General features: G+C 65.5%; 20 protein-coding genes. 18 read left to right on the top strand and 2 right to left on the bottom strand.

The features are described from left to right. Positions 1-99 precede the first annotated feature (99 nt). Genes tilS through NTV05_14705 form a run of 14 tightly spaced genes read left to right on the top strand, consistent with a single transcriptional unit; the run spans position 100 to position 14,641 of the window. Positions 100-1,524, top strand: coding sequence for a tRNA lysidine(34) synthetase TilS (gene tilS, locus NTV05_14770; GenBank protein ID MCX6545662.1), 1,425 nt, complete (start codon positions 100-102; stop codon positions 1,522-1,524). Further along, positions 1,525-3,444 (top strand): ATP-dependent zinc metalloprotease FtsH, encoded by a 1,920-nt coding sequence (gene ftsH / locus NTV05_14765; protein ID MCX6545661.1) that lies wholly within the window; start codon positions 1,525-1,527, stop codon positions 3,442-3,444. 54 nt (positions 3,445-3,498) lie between these two features. Further along, the gene (folP, locus tag NTV05_14760; GenBank protein ID MCX6545660.1) at positions 3,499-4,368 is read left to right on the top strand and encodes a dihydropteroate synthase; all 870 of its coding nucleotides are present in this window, start codon (positions 3,499-3,501) and stop codon (positions 4,366-4,368) included. A 42-nt stretch (positions 4,369-4,410) separates the two neighbouring features. Next, positions 4,411-5,223 (top strand): diadenylate cyclase CdaA, encoded by an 813-nt coding sequence (gene cdaA / locus NTV05_14755; GenBank protein MCX6545659.1) that lies wholly within the window; start codon positions 4,411-4,413, stop codon positions 5,221-5,223. Continuing rightward, positions 5,223-6,134, top strand: coding sequence for a CdaR family protein (locus NTV05_14750; protein MCX6545658.1), 912 nt, complete (start codon positions 5,223-5,225; stop codon positions 6,132-6,134). The genes cdaA and NTV05_14750 overlap by 1 nt, the downstream gene beginning before the upstream one ends. Next, complete coding sequence (gene glmM, locus NTV05_14745; protein MCX6545657.1) at positions 6,131-7,474, top strand: phosphoglucosamine mutase; 1,344 nt, start codon at positions 6,131-6,133, stop codon at positions 7,472-7,474. Before NTV05_14750 ends, glmM begins: the two co-directional genes overlap by 4 nt. Positions 7,475-7,484: 10 nt before the next feature. Next, positions 7,485-8,390 (top strand): 3-hydroxy-5-phosphonooxypentane-2,4-dione thiolase, encoded by a 906-nt coding sequence (lsrF, locus tag NTV05_14740; GenBank protein ID MCX6545656.1) that lies wholly within the window; start codon positions 7,485-7,487, stop codon positions 8,388-8,390. A 10-nt stretch (positions 8,391-8,400) separates the two neighbouring features. After that, positions 8,401-10,515: a bifunctional aldolase/short-chain dehydrogenase gene (locus NTV05_14735; GenBank protein ID MCX6545655.1), complete on the top strand. Its 2,115-nt coding sequence runs from the start codon at positions 8,401-8,403 to the stop codon at positions 10,513-10,515. Positions 10,516-10,550: 35 nt separating this feature from the next. Next, positions 10,551-11,261, top strand: coding sequence for a pyridoxine 5'-phosphate synthase (locus NTV05_14730; protein ID MCX6545654.1), 711 nt, complete (start codon positions 10,551-10,553; stop codon positions 11,259-11,261). Then, entirely contained in the window at positions 11,258-11,983 is a 726-nt protein-coding gene (locus NTV05_14725; protein ID MCX6545653.1) for an alpha/beta hydrolase, read from the top strand. The genes NTV05_14730 and NTV05_14725 overlap by 4 nt, the downstream gene beginning before the upstream one ends. A 16-nt stretch (positions 11,984-11,999) precedes the next feature. Then, the gene (locus NTV05_14720) at positions 12,000-12,665 is read left to right on the top strand and encodes a tetratricopeptide repeat protein (GenBank protein MCX6545652.1); all 666 of its coding nucleotides are present in this window, start codon (positions 12,000-12,002) and stop codon (positions 12,663-12,665) included. A 39-nt stretch (positions 12,666-12,704) separates the two neighbouring features. Further along, a complete protein-coding gene (locus NTV05_14715; protein MCX6545651.1) occupies positions 12,705-12,959 on the top strand; it encodes a hypothetical protein in 255 nt (84 codons plus the stop codon). A gap of 1 nt (position 12,960) precedes the next feature. Then, positions 12,961-13,932 (top strand): D-glycerate dehydrogenase, encoded by a 972-nt coding sequence (locus tag NTV05_14710; GenBank protein ID MCX6545650.1) that lies wholly within the window; start codon positions 12,961-12,963, stop codon positions 13,930-13,932. A 16-nt stretch (positions 13,933-13,948) separates the two neighbouring features. After that, complete coding sequence (locus tag NTV05_14705) at positions 13,949-14,641, top strand: endonuclease III (GenBank protein ID MCX6545649.1); 693 nt, start codon at positions 13,949-13,951, stop codon at positions 14,639-14,641. On the opposite strand, the gene NTV05_14700 is transcribed toward NTV05_14705, so the two are convergent. After that, positions 14,577-14,894: a helix-hairpin-helix domain-containing protein gene (locus NTV05_14700; protein ID MCX6545648.1), complete on the bottom strand. Its 318-nt coding sequence runs from the start codon at positions 14,892-14,894 to the stop codon at positions 14,577-14,579. The two genes, NTV05_14705 and NTV05_14700, sit on opposite strands and share 65 nt — an antisense overlap. Before the next feature lie 105 nt (positions 14,895-14,999). On the opposite strand from NTV05_14700, the gene NTV05_14695 reads away from it, so the two are divergent. Beyond that, positions 15,000-15,545: a peptidylprolyl isomerase gene (locus NTV05_14695; GenBank protein ID MCX6545647.1), complete on the top strand. Its 546-nt coding sequence runs from the start codon at positions 15,000-15,002 to the stop codon at positions 15,543-15,545. Between the two features lie 99 nt (positions 15,546-15,644). Here NTV05_14695 and NTV05_14690 read toward each other — a convergent pair whose 3' ends face one another. Further along, positions 15,645-16,667 carry a DUF72 domain-containing protein gene (locus tag NTV05_14690; protein ID MCX6545646.1) on the bottom strand — a complete coding sequence of 341 codons (1,023 nt, stop codon included), beginning with the start codon at positions 16,665-16,667 and terminating at the stop codon, positions 15,645-15,647. Between the two features lie 115 nt (positions 16,668-16,782). Here NTV05_14690 and NTV05_14685 point away from each other — a divergent pair, with 115 nt between their 5' ends. The 3 genes from NTV05_14685 (at position 16,783) to NTV05_14675 (ending at position 19,479) form a co-directional block, all read left to right on the top strand. Further along, positions 16,783-17,424, top strand: coding sequence for a radical SAM protein (locus tag NTV05_14685; GenBank protein ID MCX6545645.1), 642 nt, complete (start codon positions 16,783-16,785; stop codon positions 17,422-17,424). Between the two features lie 95 nt (positions 17,425-17,519). After that, entirely contained in the window at positions 17,520-18,239 is a 720-nt protein-coding gene (gene queC / locus NTV05_14680; protein MCX6545644.1) for a 7-cyano-7-deazaguanine synthase QueC, read from the top strand. Positions 18,240-18,273: 34 nt separating this feature from the next. Next, positions 18,274-19,479 carry a DHHA1 domain-containing protein gene (locus tag NTV05_14675; GenBank protein MCX6545643.1) on the top strand — a complete coding sequence of 402 codons (1,206 nt, stop codon included), beginning with the start codon at positions 18,274-18,276 and terminating at the stop codon, positions 19,477-19,479. Positions 19,480-19,497 lie beyond the last annotated feature (18 nt).

The raw sequence follows: 19,497 nt of genomic DNA, 5'->3' as shown, positions 1-19,497 counted from the left end.
CGATCGTTTTCTGACTGGAACCGGTCTCATCACGCGTTCTGGTGCCTCGAACGAGGCGCGTTACGCAGGTTATGAAACCGTTTCCGGCCTAATCCTGCCATGAAGCCGCTTCACGATCGGGTCCGCCGCGCCATCGAGCGCGACCGGCTGCTGCCGCCCGGGTGCCAGGTGCTGGCGGCCGTGTCTGGCGGCGCCGACTCGGTGGCGCTGCTGCTGCTGCTCAGGCAACTCGCGCCCGAGTGCGGGTTCGCCCTCGCCGGGATCGCGCACTTCAATCACCAGTTGCGGGGCAGCGAGAGCGATGACGACGAACGGTTCTGCCGCGAACTCGCGGACCGCATCGGCGTGCCAGTCGACGTCGGATCCGCGGACGTCGCCGCGCTCGCACGGGCACAACACGTGTCGATCGAAGTGGCGGCCCGCCGCGCCAGATATGCGTGGTTCAGTCAGCTCGCCGATCGCCTGGGCGCCGACCACGTGGCCACCGGCCACACGCGGGACGATCAGGCGGAGACCTTTCTGCTGCGCGTGCTGCGGGGTGCCGGTTCGTCCGGGCTGGCGGGGATTCGGCCGGCACGCGGGATCTTCGTCAGGCCACTGCTCGATATCCGCCGGAAGGATCTCGTGCAGTGGCTCGCCGAGGCGGGTGAAGGGTATCGCGACGATTCCACCAATGCTGACCTGACCATTCCGCGCAATTGGATTCGTCATCGCCTGCTGCCACTGCTTGCCCGGCATCTGAATGCCGACATCACCGCCGTACTGGCGCGCCAGGCGCTCGTGCTGAGAGACGAATCGACGCTCATCGACCAGATGGCCGAACAGGCGTACGCGTCAGTCGAATCGCCCGTCGACCAACGCGGCATCGCGCTCGATGTGGAGCGTCTGAGAGCCCTGCCCGTGGCCGTCGCCCGGCGCGTTGTCCGGATCGCGCTCCTGCGCGTGAACGACTCCCGGTTCGTCGGATTCGACCATGTCGAGCAGGTGCTCGGCCTGGCCGCGGGGGGTGTTTCCCGCGCCGCCGCCGATCTTCCCGGCGTTCGGATGGAACGAAATCCGTCAGCCGTTGTCTTATCTAGAAGGGAGTCGCGGGATTCGGACGCTCCGGTCAGCTTCAACTACGGCCTTCCGGTTCCGGGTCGCCTGGTGATTCCCGAGTGCGGATGTGTGATCGAGACGTCCGAGGCTCGAGCCGATATTCCGCAAATGGCTCACACGAAAGGGATTACCGTGAGCCACGTGGCCGTGATCGATTCCGAGGCCGCCGCTGGAGGCTTGTGGGTCCGATCGAGGATTCCCGGCGATCGGGTGCGGCCTCTCGGGCTTGGCGGGAAAAAGAAACTGCAGGACGTCATGGTTGACCTGAAAGTGCCTCGCACAGAGCGAGATCGGGTGCCGGTTGTCGTCGACTCCCGAGACCGCATCGTGTGGGTCGCGGGGTATGTCGCCGGCGACGAGGCGAGGGTCACGGATTGCACGCAAACCGTGGTAATCTTGAAGCTTAGCCGACTGGGAGAGTCCTAGGTGAATTCTACGATTCGGAGTCTTGTTTTTTGGCTGGTGCTGGTCGTGGTGGCCACGCTTGTCTGGAACCTGTCCGAGGGTTTCCGGCCCAGGGATAAGTCCATTACTTTCAGTGAGTTCATGTCCTGGGTCGACACGGGGCAGGTCTCGCAGGTCACCATCAGGGGCAGCGAAATCACGGGCACGACGAAGGCGAACGAATCGTTCCGCACTTACGCCCCGGCGCAGTACGAAGGGCTGGGCAATAAGCTCGTCGAGCGCAATGTCCTGATCAAGGCCGAAGAGGCCACCGCCAGCCCATGGGCGGCGCTGCTTTATTCGTGGGCCCCGGCGCTGCTGATGATTGGCTTCTGGATCTTCTTCATGCGGCAGATGCAGACGGGGGGCAACAAGGCGCTCTCGTTTGGCAAGAGCAAGGCGAAACTGTCGTCAGGTTCGCAGAAGAAGGCCACGTTCAAGGACGTCGCGGGTGTCGACGAGGCGAAGGAAGAACTGCAGGAGATTATCGAGTTCCTCAAGGAGCCGCAGCGATTCCAGAAGCTCGGCGGCCACATCCCGAAGGGCGTCCTGCTGATGGGATCGCCGGGAACGGGGAAGACGTTACTGGCGCGCGCGGTGGCCGGCGAGGCCAACGTGCCGTTCTTCTCCATCAGCGGCTCGGATTTCGTCGAGATGTTTGTCGGCGTCGGTGCGTCGCGCGTGCGCGACCTGTTCGAGCAGGGGAAGAAGAACGCGCCGTGCATCATTTTCATCGACGAGATTGACGCCGTCGGGCGGCACCGCGGCGCCGGCCTCGGCGGCGGCCATGACGAGCGGGAGCAGACACTGAATCAGCTGCTGGTCGAGATGGACGGCTTCGAGTCGAACGAAGGCGTCATCCTGATGGCGGCCACCAACCGGCCCGACGTGCTCGACCCGGCGCTGCTGCGGCCCGGCCGTTTCGATCGGCGCGTGATTGTCAATCGGCCCGACGTGCGCGGACGCGAGGGCATTCTGATTGTGCACACGCGCAAGATTCCGCTGGCCGACGATGTGGATCCGGCCGTGCTGGCTCGGGGAACCGCGGGCTTCTCGGGTGCCGACCTGGCCAGCCTGGTGAACGAGGCTGCGCTTGGCGCGGCGCGCTACAACCAGAAGGCCGTCAAGATGGCCGACTTCGAGTTCGCCAAGGACAAGGTTCTGATGGGTTCGGAGCGGCGCTCGATGGTCATCAGCGAGCAGGAGAAGCGCGTCACGGCGTTCCACGAAGCCGGGCATGCGCTGCTGACGGTCGTACTGCCCAACGCCGATCCGATCCACAAGGTGACGATCATCCCGCGCGGGATGGCGCTCGGCCTCACGCAGCAGCTGCCGATTGACGAGAAGCACAACTACACGCGCGAGTTCCTGTTCGACCAGATTGCCATCCTGATGGGCGGGCGCATTGCCGAGGAAATCTGTCTTGGCAGCGTCACCACCGGTGCCGGCAACGATCTCGAGCGGGCGACCGATCTGGCCCGCAAGATGGTGTGCGAGTGGGGCATGAGCCCCGAGATGGGGCCGCTGACCTTCGGCAAGAAGGAAGAGCAGATCTTCCTCGGCCGCGAGATCGCGCAGCACCAGGATTACAGCGAAGACACGGCGGTCAAGATCGACCAGGAAGTGCGGCGGATCGTCTCGGAGAATCGCGATCGCGCCAGAGACATGCTGGTGACGCGCCGCGAGGCGCTGGCCAGAATCGCCGACGAGCTCCTCACGCGCGAGGTGCTCGACGGCGAGCAGGTCAGGCGCATCGTCGCCGGAGAGGCGCTCGACCAGGTTCCGCCCGAGAGCCCGGCACCCACCGTCGTCGTTGCCGATACGCCAGCCGCGACCGATGCCGATCACGCCTCGTCGGGCATTGTCGCGCCGCTTCAGCAACCGCTGCCGCAGGAGCGCTGAAGACAGAGACGGGTACACACCTCCACGCCGCCTTCTGGCAGAATTGGGGAGCCAATGGAAACCGATCCTGCCCGCGGCACGTTCACGATCCCGCTCGCCCATGGCCGACGCCTTGCGCTCGGATCGCGCACGCTCGTCATGGGGATTCTCAACACCACGCCCGATTCATTCGCCGGCAGCGTGACGGACCCGGACGAGGCGATGGCGCTTGCGTTGCGGATGGAGGAGGCCGGCGCCGACATCATCGACATTGGCGGCGAATCGACACGGCCCGGCGCTGAGCCGGTTTCCGAGGCTGACGAACTGGCTCGCGTCATGCCTGTGATCGAGCGGCTTGCCGGGCGATTGCGCATTCCGATTTCTGTTGATACCTACAAGGCGGGAGTGGCCGCCGCGGGGCTCTCGGCGGGCGCCTGTATCGTGAACGACATCAGCGCGTTAGGGTATGATCACAAGCTGGCGGACGTGGTCGCAGAGACCGGCGCGGCCGTGGTGTTGATGCACACTCGAGGCCGGTCGCGGCAGATGTACGTCGAGGCGGTGTACGGCGACGTCGTGGCCGACGTGATGGACGAGCTTCGTCAGGCCCTGGACCGAGCCGCGGCGGGCGGCATCGGTGCCGATCACATCATCCTCGACCCTGGCCTCGGATTCGCCAAGCGCGCCGAGGACAGTTTCGCGCTGCTTGCCGGGTTGCGGCGGATTCACGCGCTGGGCCGGCCCCTGCTCATCGGCCCGTCGCGCAAGTCGTTTCTGACGGCCGCGATGGGACAGGCGGCGCCGCCTGAACGGGATTGGGGCACCGCCGCTGCCGTCGCCGCCGCGATACTGTCTGGCGCCCACATTGTGCGCGTGCACGACGTCGGCCCGATGGTGCAGGTGGCGCGCGTCGCCGATGCGATTCGACAGCGGGCCACCGCCTGATTCGCCGCTGCCTGACGTCAATGCCGGAGTAGAGAGACCGACGTGGATAGCCTGACCAGACTGCTCCAGCGTGCGCCCGTCGCGTGGACCGACGTGCTGGACATTCTCATCGCCGCCATCGCGATCTACGAGCTGCTCAAGCTCCTTCGCGGCACGCGTGCGGTGCAGATGGGCATCGGCGTGGGCCTGCTGGTCGGCGTCTACTACCTGTCGCGGTGGTGGCACCTCGATCTGATCAACTGGCTCATCCGCAACATCTTCGGATACGTCGTGTTTGCGGCCATTGTGCTGTTTCAGTCCGAGATCCGCCGCACGCTCTCTCACCTCGGACGTGCGCGGTTCATCCGGTTCTTCACGCGGACCGAGTCGAACGACGAACTGATCGAGGAACTCGTCGTGGCGACCACGATGCTCGCGAGCCAGCGCACAGGCGCCATCATCGCCATCGAACGTGATATCGGACTGCGGAACTACATCGAGGGGGGCATCCCGCTCGACGCCACAACGACGTACGATCTCCTGCAGAGCATCTTCCAGGTGCGATCGCCACTGCACGATGGGGCCGTGATCATCCAAGGCGACCGGATCGCGGCGGCGGCCTGCTTTCTGCCGCTGACGATCAATCCCGCGGTCAGCCGGGATCTGGGGACACGTCATCGCGCCGCAATCGGTCTGACCGAGGAGTCTGATGCGGCCGCCATCGTCGTGTCGGAGCAGACCGGCCGGATTTCGCTCGCTCTCGACGGCAGAATGGTACGGGACCTCGACACCGATCGCCTGCGGGAGAGGCTGCGGGCGCTCGTTCCGCATCGGCGGCGTGTCGCCGAACGCCAATCAACGGGGTCGTTCGACTGATGGCCTACAACCCCTTTCGCCATTTTCGTCTCAAGGCGCTGTCGGTGATAATCGCCGCCCTGTTGTGGGTGCTGGTCGGAGGCGAGAAGATCGTCGAGCGCAGCCTGCGCGTACCGCTCGAGCTGCAGAACATGCCTGATGGAATCGAGATGGTAGGCGACATGCCGGGGACGGTCGACGTCCGCGTGCGCGGTTCGTCCAGCGCGCTGGGCAATCTCCAGGCCGGCGACGTCATGGCGATCATGGACCTGTCCAACGCCGGGGTCGGGCGGCACCTGTTTCATCTCGCCCCGGAAGACGTCCGCGTGCCGTTCGGCATAGAGGTCAAGACGGTTGCGCCGGCGACATCGACGTTGGTGTTCGAACGGACGATGACCAAGACTGTGCCGGTCGTGCCGTCGATCGAAGGCCAGCCAGCCGTTGGATACGCCGTGGAGCGGATTGCCACCGACCCGGCGGAAGTCGTGGTCGTCGGTCCGGAAGGCGCCCTGCGCGGACTCCAGCAGGCGGTGACCGAGCCGGTGTTGATCGAAGGCGCGACCTCCTCAGTGCGCGAGTCGGTCACGATCGGGATGCCGAACAGCACCGCGCACTTGAAGAACGGCCGCAATGCGCGGGTGCTCGTCGAGATCGCGGCGACGCGGACCGAGCGCACCATCGCCAACGTGCCCGTGCGGATGTTCCATCTGCGCGACGGACGCGCGGCCCGATCCACCCCGATAAGTGTGGTGGTCACGGTGCGCGGTCAGGAGGACGTGCTCCGTCGTCTGACGGCGGACGCCTTCGAAGCGTCCGTCGACCTGGGCGGACTCGGCCCGGGTCGATACGACTTGTCCGTGACGATTGCGCCCTCTCGAAACTTCACGATCGTCCGGATCGATCCGGCACAGGTTCAGGTCGCCGTCAAATGAGTACACGACTGTTCGGGACAGATGGGGTGCGGGGGCGGGCGGGTGTGCCGCCGCTCGACGTTCGGACGATTCGCCGCCTCGGCTGGGCGCTCGTCAGGGTGTTGCCCGCGGCGTCCGAAGCGCCGCAGTTGTTGATTGGGCGGGACACGCGCGAGTCGGGCGAGTGGATCGAGCGCGATCTGGCCGTTGGTGCGACGGCCAATGGCGCGGTTGTCACCAGCGCAGGCGTGATCTCGACGCCGGCGGTTGCGTATCTGACGCGCAGTCGGGGATTCACCGCAGGCGTAGTCATCTCGGCGTCACACAACCCCTACCACGACAACGGCATCAAGGTGTTCTCGGGCGCGGGCGCGAAGTTCACGGAAGCGCTCGAAGCAGAAGTCGAGGCTATCGTTGCCGACGCGTCCTGGCAGGAGCCGCAAGGCGAGGCGCCTCCGATCCAGCAGGTCGATCTTGAGGAGGTCTATCTCGCCCACGCACGCGAGGCGATGGCTGGCCTGTTTCCCACCCACGCACGCCGGATCTGTCTGGACTGCGGCCACGGCGCCATGTCGCGGCTGGCGCCGACCGCACTGCGGTCGCTCGGGTTCGACGTCACCGCCATCGGGTGTGCGCCAGACGGACGCAACATCAACCTGCTCTGCGGATCGACGCATCCGCAGATGTTGGCCACGCATGTCGTCGAACGCGGCTGCCAGCTGGGCGTGGCGTTCGACGGCGACGGCGACCGCGCCATCCTGATCGATGCCAACGGCACCATCACCGACGGCGATGCGATTCTCTACCTCTGCGCGAAACAGATGAAGGCGACTGGCCGGCTGCGGGGCAACGCCGTGGTCGCGACGGTGATGAGTAATATCGGCCTCGAACTGGCGCTGCGGGATCTCGGGATCGGGCTCGTGCGCTGCCCGGTCGGCGACAAGTACGTGATGGAGGAGATGCTGAAGGACAATCTCGCGCTGGGCGGCGAGCAGTCCGGCCACATCATCTTTGCGGATTCCCTCTACACCGGGGACGGCCTGGTGACCGCGATCAACGTGCTGCGGGTGATGGCCGAGACGGGGGAGCCGCTGGCGCGCCTCGCGTCTGACCTGAAGACGTTCCCGCAGGTGTTGCTCAACGTCCGAGTGCGCGAGAAGCGAGACTGGAACGCGATTCCCGCCATCGCCGACGCGGCGGCGGCGGTCGCCAGTCGGATCGACGGGCGCGGGCGGCTGCTGGTGCGCTATTCGGGAACCGAGCCGCTGCTGCGCGTCATGATTGAGGGCGAACGCCAGGACGAAATCGACGCGTGGGCGGAGGAGATTGCTTCCGCCGTGAGGCGGGAAATCGGGGCATAGGAGTCATTCAATGGCAGATATCGACGACGTCAAAGAGACCAAGAACTTCTTCGTGGAGACGCCAGCCAGCCACGAGGGCTTCTACCTGAAGGGCGCGCACCAGCTCGACTGGGGCATGCGGAATCGCCTGGCCCGAATCTTCCGGCCCGAGAGCGGACGCACGGTGATGCTGGCGATCGATCACGGCTACTTTCTCGGGCCCACCACAGGCCTGGAGCGCGTCGATCTGACCATCGTGCCGCTACTGCCGTACGCGGACGCGCTGATGTGCACGCGCGGCATCCTGCGGTCGACGATTCCGGCGTCGTTCGGGCACGGCGTCGTCATGCGATCGACCGGCGGCCCAAGCACGTTGAAGGAACTGTCGAACGAGCAGATCGCCGTCGACATCGAAGATGCGCTCAGAATGAATGTCTCCGCGATGGCGGTGCAGGTGCACATCGGAGGGGAGTTCGAGACGCAGACCGTCCACAACATGACGCGTCTGGTCGACATGGGACTCCGGTATGGCGTGCCGACGATGGGCGTCACCGCGGTGGGGAAGGACATGGCGCGAGACGCCCGGTACCTCGGCCTCGCGACACGCATCTGCGCGGAGCTTGGCTCCCAGGTGGTCAAGACCTACTACTGTGAGAAGGGATTCGACACCGTGACCGCTGGCTGTCCGGTGCCGATCGTCATGGCCGGCGGCAAGAAACTGGCCGAACTGGATGCGCTGACGATGGCATTCAACGCCGTCAGTCAGGGCGCGGCGGGTGTCGACATGGGACGCAATATCTTCCAGTCTGACGCGCCGGCCGCCATGATCCAGGCCGTCGGCAAGGTCGTGCACACGCTGATGCCGCCTCGCCAGGCCTACGATCTCTACCTCACGCTCAAGGGCGAGCGCCAGCGGACGCCGAAGAACAGGAAGTAGGCGGAACACGATGACAAACCGCTGGGACGACCGGGAAGCGGCACGGACGGTTGAGCGTCTCGGGCCTGGCATCAGCGAGATGCTGGCCCTGCGAACGTACACCAGCCGCCTGCTCGGTGCCGACCCGGCGCTTGTCCTCCACGGCGGCGGCAACACGTCGCTGAAAGCGGAGCACCCATCCGCCTTCGGCGACATGGTCCCGGCCATCTTCGTCAAGGCGTCAGGCTTCGACATGGCCACGATTGGCCCCGGGGGCCACCCCGCTCTCGATTTGACGTGGCTGCGCCGCTTCGGCGTACTCGACCATCTGGCAGACGACGAGATGGCCAACCAGTTGCGGCGGGCGCTGTTCGATTCGTGCGGCCCGACCCCGTCGATCGAAACCCTGGTTCACGCTTTCCTACCGGGGATCTACATTGATCATACCCACGCTGACGCCGTCCTCGCGCTGACGAACCAGCGCGGTGGTGCCGCCCTGGTGCGAGAGGCGTTTGGCGAAGACGTGGCCGTCGTCGAGTACGTCGAGCCCGGGTTCCTGCTGGCGAAGGCCGCCGCGGCGGCGGTTGAGGCCGCGCCAGCCGCGCGGGGCCTCGTGCTGCTCAAGCATGGGCTGATGACGTGGGGACATACCGCCCGCGCCTCCTATGACACGCATATCGACCTGGTCGCGCGGGCCGAAGCATTTCTCGCCGCGCGATCGCGCAGAGGCGGGACCATCACGATGTCGCGGACCGCTGTCGCCGAGGCCTGGGAACGGCTGGCCACCGTCGGGCCGATCATCCGCGGCCAACTCGCGCGCCGATCCAGTTCAGCCGAGCCACGGTGGGATCGCGTGGTTCTCGCACCGCTCGTCAACGATCGCGTGCTGGGCGCGTTGGATCAGCCGGGGGCGAAGGACGCGCTCCTCACACCGCCGCTCACGGCCGATCACCTGATTCGCACCAGGAGCCTTCCGCTCTGGTTCGACGCGCCCGCCTGGGACGACCCCGCCAGGTTCAAAGAAGCATTCTCGGCGGCGGTGCAGGCGTACTCCAGCGCCTATGAGTCGTACCTGGGCCGGCATCGCCCTGCGAGGCCGAACTGGCTCGACACGTTCGCTCCTTTGCCGCGCGTCGTGCTCCTGCCGGGTGTGGGCGCCGTCTGTGCGGGCCATGACGATCAGGCCGCTGTCATCAGTCGCGATATCACGGCGCAGACCCTGCAGGTCAAGCTCGCCATCGCCGAGATGGGCACCTATGAGGGCCTGACAGAGCTGCAGCTTTTCGAGATGGAATACCGCGGTTTGCAGCACGCGAAGCTGATAGGCGTTCGCGGCGCACTGGCGGGACGCGTCGCGTTGGTGACGGGCGCGGCGGGAGCGATCGGCGCAGGCATCGCGCAGGGCCTGCTCGACGAGAACTGTCATGTGGTGGTGACCGATTTGCCTGGCGAGCGCCTCGATGCGCTGGCCGCCGAGCTCGGCCGGAGCTTCGCGGGGGCGGGGCAGGTGAGCGCGGTGCCGATGGATGTGACTGACGAGGGGTCGGTCGCTGCGGCGTTCCGGCGTGTGGCCAGCCGTTGGGGCGGCGTGGATCTGGTCATCATCAACGCCGGCATCGCTCACGTCTCGCCGCTTGTCAGCATGGATGTCGAGGCGTTCCGCCGGCTGGAGCGGGTCAACATCGAAGGCACGCTGCTGGTGCTGGCCGAAGCGGGCCGTCATTTCGCTGTGCAGGGCACAGGCGGTGACATCGTGCTGGTGTCGACCAAGAACGTGTTCGCGCCCGGCGCGAAGTTCGGCGCGTACAGCGCCACGAAGGCGGCTTCGCATCAGCTTGGCCGGATTGCGAGCCTGGAGCTGGCCGACGACGATGTGCGAGTGAACATGGTAGCGCCTGACGCCGTGTTTGGCCACGGCACGCGCCGGTCAGGCCTGTGGGCGGAAGTCGGCCCCGACCGGATGAAGGCCCGCGGCCTCGACCAGGACGGGCTCGAAGAGTACTACCGCACGCGGAATCTGCTGAAGGCCAAGGTGACCGCGCGGCACGTGGCCAACGCGGTGCTCTATTTCGCGACGCGCCAGTCGCCCACCACGGGAGCGACCATTCCAGTGGATGGCGGACTGCCGGATGCGACACCACGGTAGGGAAGAAGCAAGAAGTTAGAAGCAGGAGCCAGACGATGCGTCTAGGCGTCAACATCGATCACATCGCGACGATTCGCGAGGCGCGCAAAGCGCGTGAACCCGAACCGGTCGCCGCCGCGGTCATCGCGGAACTGGCCGGCGCCGAAGGCATCACCGTACACCTTCGCAGCGATCGCCGCCACATCAAGGACCGGGACGTGGAGTTGCTCCGGCAGATCGTACAGAGCAAGCTCAACGTTGAAATGGCCGCGACGCCGGAGATGGTCGACATCGCCTGCCGCGTGAAGCCGGACCAGGTGACGCTGGTTCCCGAGCGTCCCGAGGAAGTGACCACGACTGGCGGCCTGGACGTCGCCGCCAACATTTCCGCCGTTCGGCATGCAGTCGAACGTTGCAGGCCAGCCGGCATCCGCGTGAGCATCTTCGTGGATGCGACTGCGGCACAGGTCGATGCGTCCAAGGACGCTGGCGCGGACGCGATCGAAATCAACACGGGACCGTACGCGGACGCGGCTGATGGCGCGAGACCACAACAACTGGCCCGAATCCGGGAGAGTGCCGACCGTGCGGCGACGATCGGGCTCGAGGTCCTGGCCGGGCACGGATTGAACTACCTGAATGTGCAGCCCATTGTCAGGGTCCCGCACATCATCGAATTGAACATTGGTCACAGTATTGTGGCGCGCGCCGCGCTGGTCGGGCTCGATCGGGCGGTGCGCGAGATGGTGGCGTTGCTGCGCACATGAACCGCGACACTCGGCACCGTCGACGATGTCCCGGCGTCATCGCGATGCTCCTCGCGCTCGCTGCGCCGGTGTTGGCCGTAGAGCCGCAGACCGTGACGTTCAACGCGCGGGACGGCGCCCAGATCACCGGGACGCTGTTCCTGCCAGACAGGCATCCGGCTCCGGCCGTCGTGCTGCTGCACATGATGGCGCGCTCGCGGCACGACTGGGACGCGGCGGCGCAGAAGTTGGTGGAGGCTGGAATCGCCGCGCTGTCGGTGGACTTCCGCCGCGCAGGTCAGCCGGGAATCGATGCCAGGGGCGGCGACGACCTCGCGGACCTCGTGCTGGACGCCGAGGCCGCGAAAGCCTACCTGTCGGCCCGCCCCGAGATTGCTCCCGGCCGCATCGGGATCGCCGGAGCGTCCGTCGGGGCAAACGTTGCGGCGATCGCTGCGGGCAACGACGCGTCGGTCAGGTCGCTGGCGTTGCTGTCGCCGTCGCTCGAGTACCGCAATCTGCGCATGGAGCCGGCGCTCAGGAAGTTCGGTTCACGACCGGCGCTGCTCGTGGCGAGCAGCGAGGATCCTTACGCCCTGCGCTCGGCACGCGGCATGGTCACCATGGGGAACGGCCCTCGCGAACTGCGCGTGCTCGCTGGCGCGGGTCACGGAACGCTCATGTTGAGCCGCGACCCCGATCTCGCGACCGCGGTGGTGGAATGGTTCGTTCGCACGTTGTGATGATCAGTGGGACATCATGAAGACTGAATCGATCGTATTTGCCGTGGCCGGCGCGCTGTTTGGACTCATCGTGGGCTGGGTGATCGGAACCCAGCAGATTCCGATGCGCATCGTCGCGGGGGGCGCAGCGGCCGCGCCGGCGGCGCAGACGGCTCAGACCGCTGCTACGCCGGCGACACGCCCGGCACTGGACGAGAGCCAGGCTGCGCCGCTCAGGAACATTGCCGAGCGCGATCCCAGGAATGTGCCGTCGCGCGTTCACCTTGGCGACATGTACTTCGACGCCGGACGCTACCAGGAAGCGACGAGGTGGTACGAGGAGGCGCTGGCGCTCGTCCCGAAGGACGTCAACGTCAGCACGGACCTGGCGATCTGCTACTACTACACCGATCAAGCCGATCGCGCGATCACGCAGATGTCGGCGTCCCTGGCCATTGACCCGAAGCACACCAAGACGTGGCTGAATCTGGGTGTCGTCAAGGCGTTCGGCAAGCAAGACCTGGCCGGCGCGACGGAGGCCTGGAACGAAGTCATCAAGCTCGCACCCGGCAGCGAGGAAGCCTCGTCGGCCCAGCGGGCCCTGGACAATCTGAAGGCGGCCCACCCGGATGGAGCGATGCCGCCCGCCGGCAGCGCTCCGGTCGCCGCGGGCGCGTCGCCGTCCGGCATCTTGAAGAAATAAGGAGCACGGTTCACGCCGATCGCGATGCTGGGACGCCTCTTGATCAGATTCCTCGTACTTGGGCTGCTCGCGCTTCTCGTCGGACGAGCGCTGCGGAGCTTTGTCCGTGGACTCAGAGAGGGAATCGGGCCCAAGTCGCCCGCCCGGAAGACGGATAAGGGGCAGGTGATGGCGCGCGATCCGGTCTGCGGCACGTTCGTGGTGCCGAGTTCCGCTCTGGCTGTTCGCGGCAAGTCGGGCACGGTGTACTTCTGCTCCGACAAGTGCCGGCAGGCGTTCGTGTCGCGTGGCTGACATGTCCCGGCCGGCCGTGCTCATCACCCGCGTGATTCCCGACCCGGTTCTGTCTGGTCTCGCGTCAGTCTGCGACGTTGATCTCTACGTCGGCGCGAACACGATTCCGAAGGAGGAGCTCAAGGCGCGGCTGGCGGGCAAACAGGCGCTGATGTGCCTGCTGACCGATCGCATTGACGGTGAGGTGCTCGACGCGGCCCCAGGCCTGCGGATCGTAGCCAACATCGCCGTGGGATTCGACAATATCGATCGGGCCGCCGCCCGCGACCGCGGCATTGTCGTCACCAACACGCCGGACGTGCTGACCGAAGCGACAGCGGATCTGACCTGGGGCCTCCTGCTGGCCGTCATGCGCCGCATTTCCGAGGGTGAACGGCTCGTCCGGAGTGGCGAGTGGAAGGGCTGGGCCCTCGACTTCCTGCTTGGATCGGACCTGCGGCACAAGCAACTCGGTCTCGTCGGGTTCGGACGCATCGGGCGTGCGGTGGCCGCTCGAGCACCGGTCTTCGGCATGCGCGTGGTCTATGCCACGCTCGACGCCGACGCGCCGGGGTCGGAGTCTGAGGGCGCGGGCTGCACCAGACTCACGTTCGACGAGGTGCTGGCGACCGCGGATGTCATCTCCCTCCACGTGCCGCTGACGCCGGAGACCAGACATCTGATCAATCGGCAGACGCTGGCCAGAATGAAGCGGGGCGCCCGCCTGATCAACACGTCACGCGGGCCGGTGGTCGACGAGGACGCGCTTGTCTGGGCCCTGCGCAGCGGCGTGATCGGAGGCGCGGCGCTCGACGTCTACGAATGCGAGCCGGTTGTCCATCCGGCGTTGCTCGCGCTCGAGAATGTGGTGCTCGCCCCGCATATCGGCAGCGCGACGGTGGAGACCAGGACGGCAATGGCCGATCTGGCCGCCCGCAACGTGCTGGCCGTGCTGTCCGGCCACGCACCGCTCACGCCCGTTCCGCTCGCCTGAATCTTTCGGAACGCCGATGCCGAAACCACATTTCCGCGACATCGAGTGGATCATGCGCGGACTCGCCAGGGCGATCACCGGCCTCGAACTGCCGATCGTCGAGAAGATCGCAGAAGAACAGCAGGATGATGCCTTTCAGGTACTGATTGCGACGTTGCTCTCGGCGCGCACGCAGGATGCAACCACGGCGGCGGCCTCGGCGCGCCTGTTCAGGAAGGCCCCGACGCCTCGTCGAATGGCGGCGCTGAGCGTGCCCGAGATCGCGAAACTCATCTACCCGGTCAGCTTCTATCGGACCAAGGCCCGGCACGTGAGCGAGACCTGCCGCATTCTGCTGGAGCGCTTCAATGGCGCCGTGCCTGGAACGATGGATGAACTGCTCGTCCTGCGAGGTGTCGGACGCAAGACCGCGAATCTGGTCCTCATCCTGGGATTCAAGAGTCTACGCAACATCTGCGTCGACACGCACGTCCATCGCATCTCGAACCGGCTCGGGTGGGTGCGGACGATGACGCCCGAACAGACTGAGCAGGCCTTGTACGATCGCCTGCCGGCTCGATGGTGGCCCTACATCAACCTCTATCTGGTGACGTGGGGACAGAACGTGTGCCGGCCGACCCATCCGCGCTGCCTCGAGTGCGCGATCAGCGACCACTGCCCGCGGGTGGGCGTGACGACGATTGGGAAGTCGCGCGGCGTGCGCCGCTGAGCCTCTTGTCCTTCCAGGCCCACCACTTGAGCAGCGCTGGATCAGGCCCCTTTGTCCGGGCCGCATAGACGGCGCAGCGAAACGTGTAGAGCACGCACGGGTCCTGGCGCTCGCCGGTGTGCTCACAGAGCGACCGGTACAGGCGCTCAGGGTCGCGGCGGCCCAGATCGCGCACGGATCGCACGCCGAGCGCACGAAGATCGCCCGCAATACTTGGACCGACGCCTGGCAGAAGCTGGAGTTCGTCTTTCATCGTGGAGATCCTACATCGTGGTTCCCCTGATGGTGTATCATCCAGCCAGTTCCGCCTTGGGCGATACGGCGGCATGGATTGAGTGAACTAACCAGGAGTAAGACGATGCGCAGATTGTCTGGCGCGTGTGTGCTGATGGTGGCCGTGGGCATGTGGATTGTGATGACAGGCGTCGGCGCCGCCCAGGCACCGGCTGGTGGGCCGGTAGTGGTCATCGAAACCAGCAAAGGGACGATTACCATCGAGACCTATCCCTCCGAAGCTCCGAAGACCGTAGAAAACTTCCTCAAACTGGTGAAGGCCAACTTCTATAACCGTCAGCATTTTCACCGGGCCGATCCGGGCCTGGTCATCCAGGTTGGTGATCCCGACTCGAAGGACCTCAAGAACAGAAGCACCTGGGGCCGGACAGGTAACCGTCAGCCGATTGGCGTCGCGGAGATCAGCAAGAAATTGAAGCACAGGCGGGGCACAGTCGGTATGGCCCATTCTGGCGACGCGGCCAAGGCCGACAGCCAGTTCTACATTGCAATCGGAAAGAAGAAGATTCCTGACGGAAAGTATGCGATTTTCGGTCAGGTGACCTCCGGGATGGAGGTCGTCGATAAGATCGAAGTCGGCGATACAATCAAGCGAATGTATGTAAAATAGATCCAGACACTTTTTTTCGCAGAGTGCGCAGAGCCTGCGGAAGGTCAATAGGGGACGCCTCACAAACATAGGCGCTCCGGCCAGCCACCATCGGCCACATCAGCCTTCTCGCGACTCTGCGTCCTCTGCGGTTTCTCCCTCCGCCATCACCTCGCCCGGCCCCGCCTCATCGAACAACCCGCCTGTGCCCTTGTGCGGCACCACCGCGTCCAGGAAGGGATAGCGCGTCAGCATGTCCCGAGAGTACTCACCGGTGACCGGCTGTCCCAGCCTGTGGCGGAGCATCGCCGCATTGGCGACGGCCTTCCCGGCAAAGTGATTATTCAGGTACACGTAGATCTTCTGCACCAGGCGGCTGACGGCTGCCACGGTGTCGGCGAAGCCGTCGAGCTCGCCAGCCGAATACAGGTAGTTGTAGCGGTCGTCCGGGTGATCGTGCGTCCACCACTGTTCGGCGTTTCGTCCGTGCAGACGCATGTAATAGAGCCGGCGAAGATTCGGCAGATGTTTCTGCCGGATGGAGAATCGGAACTTCGGCTCGTCGATCTGGACCCACGCCGCGCCATGCTCGTTGAGCAGGCTGATGATGCGAGGCTCGTGATCACTCCAGCTGCGATGGCGAAGCTCGATGGCCAAGGGGTAGTGCTGGAACGACTCCATCAGCCAGACGAGATACTCGCGCGCATCATCCGTGTCGCGGAAGCTCGGAGGAAACTGGGCGAGCAACGAGCCCAGTTTGCCGGCGTTGGCCAGCGGATCGATCGCCTTGAGAAACGCCTCCACGTCCACCCGGGTCACAGCCGGAATCGCCGTCGCCTGGCCGTCGCCGGGCAGATCGGGCGACGTGGCCCTTTGGTACATCGCCGGGTGCGTGAACTTCTGATAGAGCTTGAGGGAGAAATCGAACCCCGCGGGCGTCCGCGCCCCCCACTGGCGCGTGATCGCCGGATCGGGCAACCGGTAGAAGCTCGAGTTCACTTCAACTGTTTCGAAGTGCTCGGCATAGTAGGCCAGATCATCGAAGGCGCGCCCGCGCTGCTTCGCCGGATAGAAGATCCCGTTCCAGGTTCCAGGACCCGTCGGGTAGTTCCAGCCAGATGTGCCGATTCGTATGTCGCCCACGTCGGTATCCGCGGATCATTCTAGCCTGGGCCGCCAGGACCGCGGAGCGGAGACTTGCGGGGGTTCGGCGCATGAGGAGTACAATATTGATCTCGGGAGCGAGCCGACCCCACGCATGCTGACGATCAACGAAATCTTCTATTCCATTCAAGGCGAGTCCTCCTGGGCAGGCAGGCCGTGCGTGTTCGTGCGCCTGACGGCGTGCGACCTGCGCTGCGCCTGGTGCGACACGGCCTATGCGTTCACGGAAGGGCTCCAGATGTCGATCGACGCCGTCCTGGCTGCCGTCGAGTCGTACGGGTGTCCGCTCGTCGAGTTGACCGGCGGTGAACCGCTGCTGCAGGAAGAGGTCTACCCGCTGATGGCCGCGCTGGTGAAGAGCGGCAAAACGGTGCTGCTCGAGACCGGCGGCTCTTTGAGCGCCGAGCGCGTGCCGGTCGGCGTCATCAAGATCCTCGACGTCAAGTGCCCGGCCAGCGGCGAGTCCGGACGAAATCACTGGCCGAACCTCGATCGGCTCTCGCCGAGCGACGAAGTGAAGTTCGTGATCCAGGATCGGCAGGACTACGAGTTCGCCCGCACCGTGATTGGGCAGTATCAACTCGACCACCGGTGCGCGGCCGTGCTGTTGTCGCCCGTGCATGGCGCCCTCGCCCCGAAGCGTCTCGCGGAGTGGATGCTCGAAGATCGTCTGGTGGGGCGGCTGCACCTCCAGGTTCACAAGTACATCTGGGAGCCGGGCACGAGGGGAGTGTAGCCGCCTTCGCCCGTACACGGCTGCGGGCTTCGGCGTGCCGGGCCGCCTTCGCCGAGACATGACTGAAGGGCTACGGCGCCCTTGGGGGGCTGGGGTTGGATAGAAGGAAAGCGGTCATTCTGCTGAGCGGCGGGCTCGATTCCTCCACGGCGGCGGCCATCGCCAGCGCCGATGGATTTGAGTTGTACGCGCTGACGGTGCTCTACGGCCAGAAGCATGGCGTCGAGATCGAAGCGGCCAGAAGAGTTGCGCTGGCGGTTGGTGTGGTTCGCCATATCGACCTGGCGCTCGACCTGGCGGCATTCGGCGGGTCCGCGCTGATCGGCGAGGGCCCCGTGCCCAAGGATCGTGACCTCGGCGACATCGGCATTCCGTCAACGTACGTGCCGGCCCGGAACACGGTGTTTCTCTCGCTCGCGCTCGCATGGGCCGAATCGATCGGCGCCTCCGACATCTTCATCGGCGTCAATGCGCTCGATTACTCCGGGTATCCGGATTGCCGTCCGGAGTTCATCGAGGCGTTCGAGCGGATGGCCAACCTGGCGACCAGGGCGGGTGTCGGGGGAGCGCGGTTCACGGTACACACCCCGCTACTCTCGATGTCGAAAGGCGACATCATCAGGCGGGGCCTGGCGCTCGGCGTGAACTACGGGCTCACACATAGCTGCTACGACCCTGGACCCGGCGGGCGGCCGTGTGGCCACTGTGACAGCTGCGTACTGCGTGCAAGAGGATTCGCCGAGTGCGGCGTGCCGGACCCGCTGCTGACCAGGAATTGGGATCAGATCTCCATTCGGGGAAGACGACCGGAATAGAGGTCCGACCCTAATTCCGATTCGAGGACACGCTGTGACTGAACGGCTCTATTACACCGATCCGGCTCTTGTCGAATTCGATGCAGCGATCGAAACCTGCGAGATGCAAAACGGCCGCCTCGTCGCCACGCTCGATCGCACGGCGTTCTATCCGACCTCCGGCGGGCAACCGTCTGACACCGGAACCCTTGGCGCAGCCACAGTGATCGACGTCGTCGATCTTCCAGACGGCCGCATCGGCCACGTGATCGACCGTGTGCTTCCGGCCGGATCCTCTGTGCGCGGCACGGTCGACTGGCCGAGACGCTTCGATCACATGCAGCAACACACGGGGCAGCACATCCTGTCGGCCGCCTTCGACCGGCTCTTAAAGGCGCGGACGGTCGGGTTTCATCTTGGGGCCGAGGTGTCCACGCTCGACCTCGACAAGGTGCTGGCGGCCGACGCGATCGCGACGGCCGAAGCCGAAGCCAATCGCATCGTCTGGGAGAACCGCGACGTCACCATTCGGTTCGTCTCCGAGGAGGAGGCGGCCTCGATTTCACTTCGCAAGGAACCAACACGCACCGGCCAATTGCGGCTGATTGAGGTCGCCGGCTTCGACACGTCGGCGTGCGGCGGAACGCACGTCGCGCGCGCGGGCGAAGTGGGCATTGTCGCCGTCAAGTCGTGGGAGAAGTTCCGGGGGGGCATGCGCCTGGAATTCGTCTGCGGCGGCCGCGCGCTCGTCGAGTACCGCGTCGTGCGGGACGCAGTCGCCGGAAGCATCAGGCTCATCTCGGTCGCTCCACGCGAGCTGCCCGCGGCGATAGAGCGCGCCCAGGGAGAGAATAAGGATCTGCGGCGCCAGATTCGCGACCTGCAGGATCGACTCGCCGTGTTTGAAGCCGCCGCGATGGTCGACCGCGGCCGGAAGGTGGGATCGGTGACGGTCGTGCTCGAGATCGCTCCTGGCGTCGACCAGGCCGACCTCAAGACGATTGCCACGGCGGCCGCCACGGACGGCGGGGTCGTGGCAGGCCTGATCTCGGCAATCGAGCCGGTCTTCGTCGTGCTGGCACGCTCTGCGGACGTCCAGGTTGATGCGTCGGCCATCCTGAAGACGTTACTCGGCCAGGTCGGGGGAAAAGGTGGCGGCAAACCGGAACTGGCCCAAGGCGGCGGCATGACCGGATCACCGGCCGAGATACTTGCGGCGCTTCAGATGATTATTGAGCGCGCGCTTCAGCCCTCATTGTGATGGCGCGAAGCCACTGTG

The organism is Acidobacteriota bacterium (assembly GCA_026393755.1).
Lineage (GTDB): Bacteria > Acidobacteriota > Vicinamibacteria > Vicinamibacterales > JAKQTR01 > JBAXOX01.
This window is presented reverse-complemented; position numbering and strand designations above follow the sequence as displayed.